Origin of the sequence: Gloeothece verrucosa PCC 7822 (genome assembly GCF_000147335.1) — a bacterium.
Taxonomy (GTDB): Bacteria; Cyanobacteriota; Cyanobacteriia; order Cyanobacteriales; family Microcystaceae; genus Gloeothece; species Gloeothece verrucosa.
Genome location: NC_014533.1, coordinates 476,495 through 491,218 on the forward strand (window position 1 = coordinate 476,495; position 14,724 = coordinate 491,218).

The 14,724-nt window shown below is 37.2% G+C and carries 15 protein-coding genes and 1 CRISPR repeat array; of the genes, 7 read left to right on the forward strand and 8 right to left on the reverse strand.

What is annotated here, in order from left to right:
* Nucleotides 1-3: 3 nt before the first annotated feature.
* From CYAN7822_RS40565 to CYAN7822_RS28945, 4 genes are all read right to left on the reverse strand, one after another.
* A complete protein-coding gene (locus CYAN7822_RS40565) occupies nucleotides 4-138 on the reverse strand; it encodes a ribbon-helix-helix protein, CopG family (protein ID WP_083786945.1) in 135 nt (44 codons plus the stop codon).
* A gap of 209 nt (nucleotides 139-347) precedes the next feature.
* Entirely contained in the window at nucleotides 348-1,415 is a 1,068-nt protein-coding gene (locus CYAN7822_RS28935; protein ID WP_013334523.1) for a DUF6515 family protein, read from the reverse strand.
* A gap of 42 nt (nucleotides 1,416-1,457) precedes the next feature.
* Nucleotides 1,458-2,225, reverse strand: coding sequence for a DUF2092 domain-containing protein (locus CYAN7822_RS28940; protein WP_013334524.1), 768 nt, complete (start codon nucleotides 2,223-2,225; stop codon nucleotides 1,458-1,460).
* A 22-nt stretch (nucleotides 2,226-2,247) separates the two neighbouring features.
* Nucleotides 2,248-2,796 (reverse strand): DUF2808 domain-containing protein, encoded by a 549-nt coding sequence (locus tag CYAN7822_RS28945; protein WP_013334525.1) that lies wholly within the window; start codon nucleotides 2,794-2,796, stop codon nucleotides 2,248-2,250.
* Nucleotides 2,797-3,182: 386 nt separating this feature from the next.
* Here CYAN7822_RS28945 and CYAN7822_RS28950 point away from each other — a divergent pair, with 386 nt between their 5' ends.
* From CYAN7822_RS28950 to CYAN7822_RS28980, 7 genes are all read left to right on the forward strand, one after another.
* The gene (locus tag CYAN7822_RS28950; protein WP_013334526.1) at nucleotides 3,183-3,554 is read left to right on the forward strand and encodes a hypothetical protein; all 372 of its coding nucleotides are present in this window, start codon (nucleotides 3,183-3,185) and stop codon (nucleotides 3,552-3,554) included.
* 60 nt (nucleotides 3,555-3,614) lie between these two features.
* Nucleotides 3,615-4,097 (forward strand): glycine zipper domain-containing protein, encoded by a 483-nt coding sequence (locus CYAN7822_RS28955; protein WP_013334527.1) that lies wholly within the window; start codon nucleotides 3,615-3,617, stop codon nucleotides 4,095-4,097.
* Nucleotides 4,098-4,222: 125 nt separating this feature from the next.
* Entirely contained in the window at nucleotides 4,223-4,984 is a 762-nt protein-coding gene (locus CYAN7822_RS28960; RefSeq protein ID WP_013334528.1) for a Coq4 family protein, read from the forward strand.
* Nucleotides 4,985-5,057: 73 nt separating this feature from the next.
* On the forward strand, nucleotides 5,058-5,546 hold the full coding sequence (locus CYAN7822_RS28965) for a hypothetical protein (protein ID WP_013334529.1): 489 nt from the start codon (nucleotides 5,058-5,060) through the stop codon (nucleotides 5,544-5,546).
* A 25-nt stretch (nucleotides 5,547-5,571) separates the two neighbouring features.
* The gene (locus CYAN7822_RS28970; protein WP_013334530.1) at nucleotides 5,572-6,057 is read left to right on the forward strand and encodes a hypothetical protein; all 486 of its coding nucleotides are present in this window, start codon (nucleotides 5,572-5,574) and stop codon (nucleotides 6,055-6,057) included.
* A gap of 615 nt (nucleotides 6,058-6,672) precedes the next feature.
* The gene (locus CYAN7822_RS28975) at nucleotides 6,673-8,916 is read left to right on the forward strand and encodes a SulP family inorganic anion transporter (RefSeq protein WP_013334531.1); all 2,244 of its coding nucleotides are present in this window, start codon (nucleotides 6,673-6,675) and stop codon (nucleotides 8,914-8,916) included.
* Between the two features lie 106 nt (nucleotides 8,917-9,022).
* Nucleotides 9,023-9,361 (forward strand): SdpI family protein, encoded by a 339-nt coding sequence (locus CYAN7822_RS28980; RefSeq protein WP_013334532.1) that lies wholly within the window; start codon nucleotides 9,023-9,025, stop codon nucleotides 9,359-9,361.
* A 494-nt stretch (nucleotides 9,362-9,855) separates the two neighbouring features.
* On the opposite strand, the gene CYAN7822_RS28985 is transcribed toward CYAN7822_RS28980, so the two are convergent.
* The 4 genes from CYAN7822_RS28985 to csx18 form a co-directional block, all read right to left on the reverse strand.
* Nucleotides 9,856-11,064, reverse strand: coding sequence for a glutathione S-transferase family protein (locus tag CYAN7822_RS28985; protein WP_013334533.1), 1,209 nt, complete (start codon nucleotides 11,062-11,064; stop codon nucleotides 9,856-9,858).
* A gap of 120 nt (nucleotides 11,065-11,184) precedes the next feature.
* A CRISPR array of direct repeats spans nucleotides 11,185-12,499; the repeat unit is 36 nt; unit sequence GTTTCCAACTATTCCTATTTAACCCAATAGGTAGGG.
* Between the two features lie 197 nt (nucleotides 12,500-12,696).
* A complete protein-coding gene (cas2, locus tag CYAN7822_RS28990; protein WP_013334534.1) occupies nucleotides 12,697-12,975 on the reverse strand; it encodes a CRISPR-associated endonuclease Cas2 in 279 nt (92 codons plus the stop codon).
* 125 nt (nucleotides 12,976-13,100) lie between these two features.
* A complete protein-coding gene (gene cas1 / locus CYAN7822_RS28995; protein WP_013334535.1) occupies nucleotides 13,101-14,090 on the reverse strand; it encodes a CRISPR-associated endonuclease Cas1 in 990 nt (329 codons plus the stop codon).
* Nucleotides 14,091-14,330: 240 nt separating this feature from the next.
* Complete coding sequence (csx18, locus tag CYAN7822_RS29000) at nucleotides 14,331-14,618, reverse strand: CRISPR-associated protein Csx18 (RefSeq protein WP_013334536.1); 288 nt, start codon at nucleotides 14,616-14,618, stop codon at nucleotides 14,331-14,333.
* Nucleotides 14,619-14,724: the final 106 nt, after the last annotated feature.

Here is a 14,724-nt window from a genome sequence, read left to right on the forward strand (position 1 = left end):
CGACTATTCTGTCGTATCCTGAACAAACCGCCTAATAGCCTCTCTAATAAGCTCATTGATTGACCTTTCTGTCTTGACTGATAAATCTTTTAATTCCTTGTACTCTTTGTCTGAGAGCCTCAGATTATATCTTTGCATAATGCCATAAATATGTTAATATGGGATTATTTTAACACTGTAGGATGAAAAACTCCAGAACAAAAAACGCAGAGTTAATAATCTGAACCATAACAACTAACAAATTATTAGGGTTTGAGATTGTCCGCGATCCTTCGCAAGGCTCGCTTGGGACATAAAATCGTTGTTTTTAATTGAGAGTGCGTAACTCCTAATATTTTTGTTGACCACTAAGGATTGACAATTTGATAAACTACTTCTCCTCCACTATAAAAAGGTCGATAGGTAACGCCCGCATATTGATAGTAAGTAATTCCGTTGATCGTGGTTGTGGTGTATCCTGGAGGAAGAATAGGAACGGTTGCACCCACAGGGGCATTAACCACAACATACCCATTATTACTCTGACTATAAAAACTCCCATTGGCGTAGTAATAGGGCGTATTATTAGCATAAATAGTGGTATAGCCTGGCGGTAAAGTAGCCGCAGAAGCTCCCACCGCTAACCCAGTAGCAAAACCCGCACCTATGCCACTAGGATAATAGCCGCTATGGCCGGGATAATAATATCCATCATTCCAACCATTATTTTTCCAATAGTTCTGGCTGTTTTCTTGAAGATTATTAGCGGCATTAATACGATTCTGTTGATATTCATTGCCGGCATTAATACGATTTTGTTGATATTGATCAGCCGCATTAATACGGTTTTGTTGAAGATTGTCTACATTTTGATTATAGGTATTAAAATCATTCTGACGATTTTGTTCGGCAGTATTGTAGTCACTCTGACGATTTTGTTCGGCAGTATTGTAGTCACTCTGACGATTTTGTTCGGTAGTATTGTAATCACTTTGGCGATTTTGTTCATAATCAGAACGATTTTGCTGGACACTATTGAAGTCATTTTGCCGATTTTGTTCTGTGGAGTTGATTTCATTTTGGCGGCTTTGCTGATATTGACTGCGGTTTTGATTAAAGTTGTTATCAAAATTTTGAAAACTCCCAGAGAAGCGATCACTTGAGAGACTTTGACCGGAATTTAAATCAAAACCAGAACGGTTAAAATCTCCATCTGAACCTGAAATTGAACCTTGTCCCCGAAAATCGCCACCAAATCCCCCGCGATTAAAGTCGCCAAATCCTCCTCCATGAAAACCGCCAAAGCCGCTAAATCCTCCACCAAAACCACCACCAAATCGGTCTGCATAAGCGGCATCAACTGATAGGGTAAAACTAAAACTGGCAACTAGAAGGACTAAGCCTGAAAAAGCCATTTTTGGATTTAATAAACTCATTTTTTTCCTCCTATAAAATTACTTAGACAATTAATTAAACTGTTAACGATTCGAGCTTTTAGCCGGTATAAATTCAATTTTAACGGCATTTTCTGGCGGCTTAAACGAGAAAATTTGAGGATTAAGTTGTTTTTGGTTAAAGTTCCAATTGCTAAATTCTACAATATATTGAGGAGCCGCCGTTAAATTTTTGTAGGTAATAACTAGCTTATGAACTAGGGGTTTTTTGCCATCTTCTATCCAAATTTGCCAATCAATATTTTGTTCGGTAAAGGCTAGATGGTGAGTCGGTATTCCCTTGAGAGAGACTAAACCGAGATAAAACCCTTTTTGAATATTCCGACTAAAGGCGGCTGTAGGATCACTATAGGCGAAATCGGCCAAAGGCACCAGAAAACCATAGTCTTTAAGGGTTTTATTGAGAGTGTCATCAATAGTCGGGGGAGCCGCAAAACTACCATAGAGGTTTTGCCCTTTATCAAACAGAGTAAAGTTTTTGCCATTGTAATAAAAGCTTACATTCCGTCGATCACCTGTATAATCAATTCGTAAATGATTCGGCCGTTCAACCCATAGGTTAGCTGTGGCATGATATTGCAATTTTAGGTCTGGCGGCATGACATCATCAAAAGTTATTTGAGCTTGAAAATTATAATTTTGAGAAACTTTTAAATAATGACTTGCTTGGCTCAAAATTTCTTGGGCACGAGGATCGATTTGTTGCTGAGTTTGGGCCTGGGTAATTAAGGGAATTCCCGAAGCAATTAAACCAGTAATCAAAAAAGGACTTAATTTTTTTAATGCTATCATAATTTAAAGATTAAATAATAAATTATAGTAATTGATGAAAAGATAAACTGCCTACGCCAAGATCTAAACCTACAGGATTTTCTCCGGCTGGAAAAGCTTGAACTCTAAAAAGATAAGTACCCGGAATTCCAGGATTACGATAAGCTTGTAACGTAACCGTCAATGTTGTTCCTGGGGAAATAGGCGGATTAAAAGTCATAGTGATTAGGCCGCTTTTAGGGTCTTGAGTTATGCTTTCTAATGCAACAGTCGCTTCTTTCGTGTTAGCTGTGCTTTGAGAGGCTACTGTTTTTAACAAATCAAAACCGATAGTTTCCTGATTAGCTTCAGGGGCAATGGTAATTTTTGCTAGTGATTCTGGAGAGGAAGCGGGTAAATTAAATGTAAAGTAATAGTGCGGATGAGGCCAAGCAATCAAAGGATCAGGTGTATTAGCACTGACTAAAGAAGGCGGAGTGCCTGTAAAAAAAGTGGAATTTGCTGGATAGGGCAATTGTTGAGCCGGGGTAGGGGTAGCCAATGTCAAGCTAGATATACTTAGGGTTAAAGTTAATAGGTTAAGAAAACGCATAAGTCGATAAAAATTCAAAAATATAAGAATTAAACCGATAAATTTAGTTATTTTTCGAGAGTTTCCCCTCTTAAAAACCAATTGAATTCCGTCTATTTGAGCAATATCAACTTCTTAACTATAAATCTATCTTAAGATGGTGGTTAAATGCTTTAAATTAATTTACATAATCTTTCACAAAGTTGCCGTTTTTTGATAGAGTTAAGACTTACGCACTGTAAGCCAATCATTAGGCTTTGAGATTGTCCGCGATCCTTCGCTACCTCTGGTGGATGACATAAAATCGTTTTTTTTAATTGGGAGTGCGTAACTCCTAAGAGTCATCCAAAGATAACCTGTAATTTGACAAAGACTCACCAAGCACTTAATTATTAGTAACGTTTATTATGCAGTTATCACTTTCACTTAAAAAACCAATTGTCGGCGGCCTAGCCACTTTAGCCGTCATGGGATGGCGATTTATTCCTGTTGCCCAAGCCCAGAATCAAGAACCTTTGCCCGAAGAAGTGGTCAATGCGATTGCGGCTAAAACCATACAGAAATTTAACAATGCTTCTTGTCAAGAATTGTCGGCTTCGATGGCGGCCAAAAAATCTAATCAAGGTAATTCAGGGCAAGAAAACCTAAAAGATCAATTAACAGACCGATTTATTCAGCTATTGCGACAAAATCCTTCTTTAACTGAGCAATTTTTTGGTCAAATTTCTACTCCTGTTCTGACAAAATTATTTGAGTGCGGCTTAATTCCTCCTCAATAAAGGAACTCTGTGAGCTAATAATAGTTCAAATAAGGGTAAATTCGCTCAAGTAAAAGTTTTATGAAAAAAATTGTCAAAGGGATCAGTTTAGGAATATCAGTCTTAGGGGTTTTTCAGGCTGAATTGTGTTTAGCTCAATTAGCAGAACCTTTTGCCTATCCTAGTCAGGGACAAAGTGCCCAACAACAACAACAAGACCATTTCGCCTGTTATTCCTGGGCCAAACAACAAACCGGCTTTGATCCGGCTCAACCCCAACCTCAAACCACAGCCCAATCTCCGCAGCAGGGAGGACTCGTGCGGGGCGCTCTTAAAGGTTCTTTATTAGGCCTAGTGGGTGGAGCCATTGGTGGTAATGTCGGTGAAGGAGCCGCCATTGGTGCCGGTGTGGGTGCTTTAGGCGGACTGATGCGGAGACAAGAACAACAACAACAAGCCAATCAACTTTCTGCTCAGGCCCAAGCTAAAGAACAACAAAACTTGCAACGGTATTTTCAAGCTTGGACAGCTTGTATGACAGGGCGCGGTTATACCGTTAAATAGTTGGGCATAGCTAAATTTCTCTGATTATTGTAAAGAATTGTAAAATACCGACAATTCTTTGTTCTTGCTTTTTGTGCATTGTGTAATTTATTGCCTTTTGTCTAATTTTGAGGAGATAGTGTTAAATGGCTTACAGATATATTAATCAATTAGCAACGCCAGAAAATATCAATCGATTTCTGGAATTTGTAGATTTAGCGGCAGGTTCAGGACAAGATACAACCAATGTTTGGGAAATCGAGCGTAGACTTGTTGATAGTCGTCCGATGCAATTGTGTGTCAAAGCCGTGCTTGCAGAATCTAGCTCTGCTCAATTAGTTAAGGAACGCTACATTGGGCCAGCTTATGATTTAGAGGCTATGGGAAAAATGCCCAAAGATTCACTCGGTTGGACTTATAGCAAAATCATGACCGCTTTGGGATATGATCCTCAATTTTATCCTCAGCGCACTGATTTTGAATCAGATGCCGATTACATTGGTTTTCGAGTCAATAAAACCCACGATATTCATCATATTTTGACAGGATTTAGTTTGGATGGCTTAGGAGAATTAGGAGTCATTTCGATCACGGTGGCACAAACTCGCTACCCGACTTTTTTGTTAATAGATCTCCTGGCCCTATTGATGACTTTTTTTACCAGCGATACTTTGCTTAGTGAAGTAGAAAATGATGGCGATTTAGGCAAAACTTTGGGCTATAAATTTGACTTGATTTCCCAAGGAATTACTATTGGTAGAAATGCTAAACCTTTATTTCCTATTAAGTGGGAAGAAGGGTTTGAACGCTCCCTAGAAGAATGGCGCGAAGAACTAAATATTAAACCCGTTTTAGAGGGCCCTTGGAGTTGGTACAGCAGACCTGAATTACGTGCCGCCATTGCTTAAAAGTCTATTTGGGCGAGCATTTATCACTCTGAATCAAAATTTTTTGCTGTTTTCTATTTTTTGTCAGAGAATTATGAAAAAAATTAACAATAAATCACCAATTTTTTTAGTAATTTCGTCTCTTATCTTCGGTTTTAATCTACCAGCAAAAGCCGAAACTTGTGTCCCTATCTCCGTAGTTAATGGTCAGGGAAACAGCATTACTAAAACGGTTTCTCCTCCCACCATTCCTGCTGGTCCCTTGGGAATGGTAGGAGTTGATATTACTCGTAATAATTGGAATACAGATTGGGCGGTTCCCAGTGAGCAAAAATTTAAGCGTTTTATCGCTACTATTTCTTCAGATGGGGGGGCATTTGATATTAAAATGTATCTCAAATATAGTGACCAAACAACCGGCGAATTTTACAATTCAGATGGGGTACAAATAAATTCTAATCAGCCTTTACAAATTGAAGCTGCACCACGACCTGACGATGAACCTTATCAAGTTAATCTATTGGTGGGTGGTTTGAACCATATTGGCAGTAATTATACAGCTTCGGTTGTGGCTTGCTATTAATCATTAAACAAGGGGAGATGAACTCATGGATGGACTCAAGCGTGAAATCAAAAAACTCGGGTTTCTGACTCTGTTTTTTTTCATTTGCTTTGGTTATATTTTACTGTTGATGAAATTGTTTTTAGAAGATTATGAGATTAACACTTATGTGTTATCAAAAGCCATTATAGGGGCATTGGTAGCGGCTAAAGCTGTTGCTATTATGGATTCTACTCCTTTGTTCAAGCGGTTTTTACAATCGCCGCGTTATATCAGCATACTCTATAAAACTTTTTTCTATAGCTTGACTGTAATAGTAATAGGAGTAATTGAAAACCTTTTTCATGCCTATAAAGAAACTAAAAACATGGGTGCGGCTATTGTAAAATTCGTTGAAACTCGAAATATTCATCATTTTTTTGCGGTAATTTTATGTATCGGTGTAGTGTTTTTAATTTACAATATTTATGATGAAGTAAATATTTATTTTGGGAAAGGAAAAGTAAAAAACTTTTTTTTAGAGCGTCCCTAAATGGTGTTTCCTGTTAAATAAAAAGTCAGCTTTTCTTTTTTAATTATTTTATTAAGTACCTAGACACAATTAAAGTTAACTGTGTGATTAGGGAACAGGGAACACTTCGACAAGCTCAGTGCAAGCAGGGAACAGGGAACAGGTAAGACTTTCAAACCTTTTACATTTCTTAACATAAAGTCTCCAATTAGCTTATCAAATATTGAAGCCTGCGGAGACAACCTTTGTCGGATTGGCCCAAAAGCTTGAGTCTGTTAAGCTAAGACGCATTTAATTTTTATAACTTTATTTTTGGTACAAAGGTTCAATCCTTTCCCCTTTCCCCTTTCCCCCTTCTTTATCTGGACTAATAATTTAGATGCGTAACAGCTTAGGACTTACCACAAGAAAGGGAGAGTCAAGTGTATTGATAAGTTATGCCTATATATCAATTCACGAGCTTAGAGTTGATGGTTATAGTTTTTAGCAATCGTAGCCTCAAAAATACCTATTAAAAAATTTAATAAAATTTTAACAGTCGGGGTAGAAAATCAGTCCTTATCCTTGGGAATACTGAAACTGTAGAGCGAGAACTCATTATTTTTTATCAAGCCTTGTATTTCTACTCAATGACTAATGACATTATCTTCTATGATTAACGAATTAAGATATATAACGAATTTTCCGACTCATCTCAGCTTAAATTTCCGACAAATCTTTTTAAGCTTAATTATGACTTTAATTGTAGGTGTTTCAGAGATTAGTATTTGTTTATCTCTGGCTATTCTTCTTTTTGGAGAAAAGTTGCCTAATTATGTTCCTAATGGGTTTAGTTTATTGCTGTTAAGCGGAGTCATTGCTAATATTATAGTCGCTTTTTGGAGTTCTTCAACCAATATTGTTGTTGTGCCGCAAGATGTCCCTATTGCTATTTTTACTGTAATTAGTTCTAATCTAATGACTCATTTACCAAGCGGAACTACAGACCAAAATTTATGGCTGACAGTGGTGACGACTATGGTTTTAACTACTTTTTTAACAGCTATTTTTAGCGGCACATTAGGACTGCTAAAATTTGGAAATTTAATTCGATTTATTCCTTATCCCGTTATGGGAGGCTTTTTAGCTGGTTCTGGGTGGCTGTTATTAAAAGGTTCTCTAGGAATGATGGCAGGGATTAATTTTCAAGGCAATGATTTTTTTAGGTTGTTTGAACCCAATATTTTGTCTCACTGGGGTGCTGGTGCTATTTTAAGTATTATGCTTTTCTGGTTGACTCGCCGTTTTAAACATTGGTTAGTTATTCCCGGGTTTTTAATGGCGGCTATTGTAGGATTTTATTTAGTGTTTTTAATTAGTCATAGTTCTTTAGAAATAGCTAGAGAGCAAGGCTGGTTATTAGAAAGTTTATCTCAAAAAGTTACGTTAAATTTATTTAATCCTTTAAGTATTACCCAAGCCAATTGGTCTTTAATTTTGGGAGAATCGGGTAATATATGTTCTATTATTCTTCTTAGCACTGTGGGGTTATTACTTAATGCTAGTGCCATAGAATTAGCGACTAAGCGTGATATTAATTTACATCAAGAATTACGGGCTGTGGGTTTGGCTAATTTACTAACCAGTTTTGCTGGTGGATTTATCTGCTATCATCAATTGAACTATTCTATGTTAGCTCAAAAGTTAACTATTAATAGCCGCTTAGTGGGTCTTTTTACAGCAGGTGCTTATGGAATGGCTTTAGTATTTGGTGAATCTATTATTTATTTATTTCCTAAACCTGTGCTAGGTGGATTATTACTATTTTTAGGGTTTGAACTGTTGAGTCAATGGTTGTATGATACTTGGTTTAAACTGCCTTTTACTGACTATATTACTATAGTGATTATTTTAATGGTGATTGCTATGGTCGGGTTTTTACCTGGAGTTGCTGTGGGTTTATTGGTAACACTGATGCTTTTTGTGGTTAATTACAGCCGCATTAATATTGTTAAGCATCAATTTTCCGGAGTAACTCATCAAAGTAATGTAGCTTATGCACCTGATAAAGTTAAAATTCTTAAAGAAAAAGGAGAAGAAATTTTAATTCTAGAATTAGAAGGATTTATTTTTTTTGGAACAGCTAATAATTTAGTTGAAGTTATTCAAGCTCGTATAGAAGATATTTCTAAAAATCCTCTTCGCTTCTTGGTATTAGATTTTAGAGAGGTTAGAGGGATAGATTCTTCAGCCAATATAAGTTTTTTAAAAATTCAACAAATTGCTCAAAAAAATGGCTCAATTCTTGTTTTTACTCATTTAAGTGAGTTTTTAAAAAGTTTTTTAGAAAAAGGAGATTTTATTTTCGATAATAGTTGTCAAATTTTCTCGGACTTAGATCGAGGGTTGGAATGGTGTGAGGAAAAAACTTTAGAAGTTAATGAATATCAAGAAAAAGTTAATTATGACTTAAAACAACAGCTAAAAGATTTAGGTTTAAACCTTGAAGAAATATCTAAGTTTATCAACTATTTAAAATTTTTAAAAGTAGAGCGAGAAGAGGTTATTTTTCAAAAGGGAGATGTTTCTGATGGCCTTTATTTTCTTGAGTCAGGTCAAATTAGTGTAGTAGTGAGTATGGCTAATGGTCAAACTAAACGTTTAAGGACTTATAAAAGCGGCACAATTATTGGTGAAATGGGGCTTTATCAACAAGCTAATCGCTCGGCGACAGTTATTTGTAATTCATCCAGTAATCTTTATTATTTATCTACTCAAAATTTTCAAAAAATGGAACAAGAAAATTCGGTATTAGCTTCTAAATTTCATCGCTTTATTGTAATTTTATTGGCAGAGCGTCTTCGCCATCGAGATGTTCAATTAGAAAATTTATTATCATGAAATTGTTCTATTAAATAGCTGGGTTGAATTAAGAGTTAAAAGCTAACTTTTTGCTATAATATTTTTTAATTAAACCCTAAAAGCTTTTTTTTATGATTGGTATCTTATGCTCACCGTTTTTATCCATCAACCATTTTTTATCCCAGAAATAATTATTAACTTGCTGAGTCTCCCACTAATTTTTAAACTCATTCCCCGTCAGGGGTGGTATGGTATCCGTACAGCCAAAACCCTTTCAAATGATAGATACTGGTATTCTGCAAATACTTTTGGAGGAAGGGTGTTATTTACTTCAACGATGATTTATTTAGTGGTGGCCTGGACAATTCCTTGTACAAGCAGTGAATGTCCTGATTTAAAAGTATTTTTAATTCATTTAACAGCAATGGCCTTGCCGCTTTTTACTGGCATGATATTAATTCATTCTTACTTAAAAAAATTATAAAAAGATAGACAAAAGTCCACTGATAGCAAGAAGCAATAAGTAGTCGGATATCTGTAAAGTTAACTGTGAGTTTGGGGTTCATAGTACGGGTGAAAGGGCAATGGTAGGACTTACGCATTCTCCACTAAATCATTGGGGTTTGAGATTTGCGCGATCCTTCGCTAGGCTCGCTTGGGACATAAAATCGTTGTTTTTAATTGGGAGTGCGTAATACCAATTCTCTATAACGCTGCATTTAATCGATCCCCCCAACCCCCCGTGAACTCGGGGGGCTTTAAAAAAAAAATAAATTGTATTATTAAGGAGAATTGGTATAACTCCTAAATGGGTAAGAGTTGGGAGAGTTTTACATTTCGCGGGTACAAAGAAGCTCTATAGAGTGTCCAGATACTTAGAGGTTTACTTGATTGTAAAATTAAGTACCTAGAAATAGATAAAGGATTTGCTCTTAAAAAATGTAAAAATCCCTAAAACTTTTAAAGAGTGCCTCTAGCCTAACAAAAAGCTTCTCTAAAGTTGGCAGGGTCTTGATCACGTCGATGGTCTAGAGGTATTGGAGGCCCTTGTCGATCACCTGCCAAAGCCGCAGTAGTTTCAAGTGCTTCCCTTAACCGTTTAGCGGCGTAAATCGACATATCTCTAGGTACATTTATTCTATCTCGTAAATATCTTAGAGCGATATCTGAATCTGGGGGTGGAGTACAGACTTCCTTTGTGATCATATAAGTCAAGGCACAACGAAGGGCTTCATCAAACAAAGTATCATCGCAAGGATTAACTTTAATCAAATTGTTGCGGTGTTTGAGTACCCGTTGTAGTGCTTCTTGTTGAGAAGTTTCCGGTTCAGGGTAAGTTACATCAGGTAGTCCGAACCAAGGGCCATTGTCTACCCGTGCTTTGTTAATTAGCATTTGAGGTTCGCCGTTTTCATAGCAACCGCCCATTTGAGGCGGCAAATCATGAGCATGGGTGTGAAAGTCGCTTTGAGTTCCTCGATAAGTGGGACGACTTTCCATCGCTTCAAACCATGCGGCTAAATGAGGGTTTTCTTCCCGTAGAGAGTAGCCTTTGTAATAGTAAAGGCTGGCATTCATCCGTTCTACATAAGGGGTAAAAATTACATCTACTGTACCGAATTGTTCTAAAAAGTAAGGTCCTTCGGTGCGGCTTAAGGCATCTTCTACCATTTGTACAACGTTGATGAATTTTTGACGGTTTTGTTGGTCGAAAGAAGAAGAACGAGCCGGATAACAAAGCCAATTACACCAAGCTCGAAATAAAAGTCGTTCTAGTTGTCGTAAAGGAATGACTTCTTTTGCTTTCATACTTTGAGTTAAGGGGCCAAAAACACGCTCTAAAGCGATTAAAATATCATCACTTTCAGTAATCAGTTTTCCGTCTAACTCGAGAGCCGGAAGCATTCCCGATGGCACAAGCCGCTTATACCAAGTCTCTTTTTGTCCATAACAGAACATGGTAATTTTTTTGATGCGGTAAGGGATTTGTTTTTCTTCTAACCATAACCAAACTTTTTGACAATAAGGACACCAGGCATGATTATCGCGGTATAGGGTGACACGAACTTCAGATTCGTCATGATTAAAAAGCCGCAAAGTGGCTTGCGCGTTGGTGGAACCGTTAATTGGATCTGTTTCAAAATTGGTGAGTGCTTCTAGTTGTGTCCAACTGAGAGGAAAAGTCATAGTTTTTGGCCTTTTGAGCAGTTCAGTGTTTTATTTTAACTCGATTGTCGTTACATAATTTAACAAAATTGCCGCTATCTATTTATTTTGATAACTGTGTATAAGAGCCATAAAATCTTTGTTTCCAACTATTCCTATTTAACCCAATAGGTAGGGGCTATTTGGGGGGCTGAATCTCAAGCTCCTCAATGATAGGTTTCCAACTATTCCTATTTAACCCAATAGGTAGGGGTTTTGCCATAACAGATAAACTCTTTGAAAGGAATCAAGGGGGTTTCCAACTATTCCTATTTAACCCAATAGGTAGGGTTCAGAACAAATTTAATGGTTTAAAAAATTCAATCATCAAAGTTTCCAACTATTCCTATTTAACCCAATAGGTAGGGAATATATGTTAAGCGAGCTTGCAACGCTTATGAACTGTTTCCAACTATTCCTATTTAACCCAATAGGTAGGGGTAATTTTCAGGAGGGCTTACACAGAGTTTACTAACCCTGTTTCCAACTATTCCTATTTAACCCAATAGGTAGGGCTCTAACAGCGTCGCCGATTTCTTGTTGCTGTTCTTGTTTCCAACTATTCCTATTTAACCCAATAGGTAGGGATTATGATGTAGCCAAATGCGGAGCTACTTTAACTTGGAGTTTCCAACTATTCCTATTTAACCCAATAGGTAGGGTAGAGCCAAATCAGCAATGATAAAGCATCCATCACCAGTTTCCAACTATTCCTATTTAACCCAATAGGTAGGGACCACTCCTAGAGGAAAGTATAAACAAGACGACGATCCCTGTTTCCAACTATTCCTATTTAACCCAATAGGTAGGGTTTTAAAAAAAAGTGCAGTAAACTAAAGCTATTGGTGTTTCCAACTATTCCTATTTAACCCAATAGGTAGGGCTGCATATTCCTCCCACCCACAACGAAGCAGACCAGAGTGGTTTCCAACTATTCCTATTTAACCCAATAGGTAGGGAATCTATTAGCTAATCCTCATGTAACTGTTGTTATGATTCTCGTTTCCAACTATTCCTATTTAACCCAATAGGTAGGGTGGTGACATCATCTACAACAAGACGAAGATTGATATCCTTCTGTTTCCAACTATTCCTATTTAACCCAATAGGTAGGGATTGATGGGCCATACTCAATCCATCCCCCCTGAATTGTTTCCAACTATTCCTATTTAACCCAATAGGTAGGGAGTCCTAATAATCGCAGAGACAACAAAATCAATGTTAGTCGCGGAGGTTTCCAACTATTCCTATTTAACCCAATAGGTAGGGTAGAAGATTTAGATCCGCTTGAGAATTTGGAAGCCGTTTTGTTTCCAACTATTCCTATTTAACCCAATAGGTAGGGGGACAGGTGGCTCTCGTCTTTAAGCTCAATGGTCGTGTTTCCAACTATTCCTATTTAACCCAATAGGTAGGGGGCTGCCCACAGAACCTTTATAGCATTTGGCTTCTAGACCCCGTTTGCGAACCACACCCTAAATTGTACCACAGATCCCGAATAACTGCCCGCTCAAGAAGGCTCAAACCCTTACCAGGCTTATAGTCGACCGAGAAAATGAAACAATAGGTATTTCAGGGATTTTTGGAGTCAGTCGCCAACCGATGATACAAAACTCAGACAATAGTAGAACCAGCCGCCTTAGTAATAGGAGGCCCACCCCATACCTCAACTTGTTGAAACGTATGTTCCGAAACCGGATAAAATCGTACTTTATCCTCATCTTCCTTAATTCTCTTGCGGAGTCTTTGGCGTAACTTTTCATACTTAGCTTTATTAAGAACACACTCAAAAACCGAATACTGAACCCGTTCACCATATCCCTCTAATAAATCAGAGACTTTTTTTCGTCTGCGATCGCAAGGAATATCATAAGTAATAACATAAAATCGCATAAGTACCCAAATAAAGAATAGCTCTGCGCCTGAACAATGTCTTAAAAAAAGTCAACAGCCTGAAAGCAGCCTCTTCTCTAAGACGCAACTAAAAACACACTTAACTTTAATAACTGTCCACCTACTTAGCGAATTAGATAAGGTTGATATCCATAAGCCGGTGAATAAATAAACTGCTTAAAGTGTTTTACCTGCTGCATTAGCAAATCCCAACGCGGCTGTTTATCTTTTTCATCAGTAGAAATTTTTTCCTCCATACGCCCAACAAAAGCATTTAAAAATTTCTTTCGTCCAGAATTATTTAAAAAACACCCTCCATCTCGATATTCAAAATCGCCAAGATTAATCATTCCTCGATTAATTAATGATAAAACTAAAGAGTCAACAATAGGAGCGCGAAACTCCTCTATTAAATCGGATGCTAAAGCCGCATGACGTTCACTTCCCTGATGAAGACAAGCCGCATAAGGATCAAGCCCAACCAATTCAATTAAAGTTAAGAGATGATTCCATAATATTTGATAACCAAAACTGAGCATCGCATTAACTTCATTCCCCGGAGGTTGCTTAGAACGTGCCATAAAAACAAAATCTGGATTTGATAAAAGTTGTCCAAAAGCCGAAAAATAACTAGCGGCTCCTGCCCCCTCATAACCCATTAATTGCTCTAACTTATTGCTTTTGTTGCTTTGTTCAATCAAATAATCTAGCGTTTTAATCGTTAAACTCAGTATTTCTAAATCTTTACGTCGTTGCTGGCGTAAAAGAAGGACTCTACTATTTTTTAACTTAGCTTGAACGATAGAACGAGCTACTATAAAGCGTTCAGCAAAAGCCAGTTCTTGTTGATAACGTGCCAATTGCCGATAACCCTTTTCTATAGACTTAATTCGTCCATAGCAATATCCCATGCGTGATAGATAAGCTATAGGAATATTTTGCCATAAGCAGGCACGAATGGCTTGTGTTGTGATTTGAGATTTACCAAAAATAAGAATCTGTTCTAATAAAGGTAATTGAACTTCTGCGATTAGTTTTTCTTTAAACTTAACCAATAAAAGCTCTTGTTTTAGACAAACATAACAACCTTGTTGAGAAACATAAAGTGTTTTCATACACAAGTATAGCTCAATATTTTTTAAACAATTTTACTTTTTTGATGTTGATTGACTGGGGTGCTGAACGAGTTCCCCACTAATATACTTAACTCTGAGTAAGTTACAAAATACTCTCTGATGCATTAAGGTGCGGAGCAAAACTTATATTTTTATTATTAAAATTATTCCCGCACCTTTAGGTTAGACTTCTCCAAAAACTCAACTAAACCTGTGTCTGGTGTTGGGTTCGTTCTTCAATTAATAATCTTTGTATTCTTCTATTTCGCGTTGCCGGCGAGAGTGAATTAAATACTCTTGTCTGTTACCAGAAGACAAATGTTGATGATGGGAAGGAGCTAATAACCAACTCACTACCCAATCCCCAACTAAACCAACGGCAAAAGAAGAAACTGTCACTAGAACCGTATTAATAATAACCGCAGCAAGACCTAAAGGCGCAATCAGAAGAATGGCCAAAGTTATTGCTCCAGTGGCGCTTGATACTGCTATATTTCTTACACAAGCGGCTCGCTTTGTTAGATACATAATTTATCCCTTTTTTAATTTAACAAATTTATGAGTCTCATTGAAAGAGCTAGGTCTACATTAACGATTTATCATAATATTGATTGGCTATGGATCACTACAAAGC

What these genes read in the sequence shown, in the direction of transcription:
- CYAN7822_RS28980 (WP_013334532.1), top strand. Translation starts at nt 9,023, where the DNA reads ATGCTCACCGTTTTTATCCATCAACCATTTTTTATCCCAGAAATAATT.
- CYAN7822_RS28945 (WP_013334525.1), bottom strand. Translation starts at nt 2,796, where the DNA reads ATGCGTTTTCTTAACCTATTAACTTTAACCCTAAGTATATCTAGCTTG.
- CYAN7822_RS28975 (WP_013334531.1), top strand. Translation starts at nt 6,673, where the DNA reads ATGACATTATCTTCTATGATTAACGAATTAAGATATATAACGAATTTT.
- CYAN7822_RS28955 (WP_013334527.1), top strand. Translation starts at nt 3,615, where the DNA reads ATGAAAAAAATTGTCAAAGGGATCAGTTTAGGAATATCAGTCTTAGGG.
- CYAN7822_RS28960 (WP_013334528.1), top strand. Translation starts at nt 4,223, where the DNA reads ATGGCTTACAGATATATTAATCAATTAGCAACGCCAGAAAATATCAAT.
- CYAN7822_RS40565 (WP_083786945.1), bottom strand. Translation starts at nt 138, where the DNA reads ATGCAAAGATATAATCTGAGGCTCTCAGACAAAGAGTACAAGGAATTA.
- csx18 (WP_013334536.1), bottom strand. Translation starts at nt 14,618, where the DNA reads ATGTATCTAACAAAGCGAGCCGCTTGTGTAAGAAATATAGCAGTATCA.
- CYAN7822_RS28985 (WP_013334533.1), bottom strand. Translation starts at nt 11,064, where the DNA reads ATGACTTTTCCTCTCAGTTGGACACAACTAGAAGCACTCACCAATTTT.
- CYAN7822_RS28965 (WP_013334529.1), top strand. Translation starts at nt 5,058, where the DNA reads ATGAAAAAAATTAACAATAAATCACCAATTTTTTTAGTAATTTCGTCT.
- cas2 (WP_013334534.1), bottom strand. Translation starts at nt 12,975, where the DNA reads ATGCGATTTTATGTTATTACTTATGATATTCCTTGCGATCGCAGACGA.
- CYAN7822_RS28935 (WP_013334523.1), bottom strand. Translation starts at nt 1,415, where the DNA reads ATGAGTTTATTAAATCCAAAAATGGCTTTTTCAGGCTTAGTCCTTCTA.
- CYAN7822_RS28970 (WP_013334530.1), top strand. Translation starts at nt 5,572, where the DNA reads ATGGATGGACTCAAGCGTGAAATCAAAAAACTCGGGTTTCTGACTCTG.
- CYAN7822_RS28950 (WP_013334526.1), top strand. Translation starts at nt 3,183, where the DNA reads ATGCAGTTATCACTTTCACTTAAAAAACCAATTGTCGGCGGCCTAGCC.
- cas1 (WP_013334535.1), bottom strand. Translation starts at nt 14,090, where the DNA reads ATGAAAACACTTTATGTTTCTCAACAAGGTTGTTATGTTTGTCTAAAA.
- CYAN7822_RS28940 (WP_013334524.1), bottom strand. Translation starts at nt 2,225, where the DNA reads ATGATAGCATTAAAAAAATTAAGTCCTTTTTTGATTACTGGTTTAATT.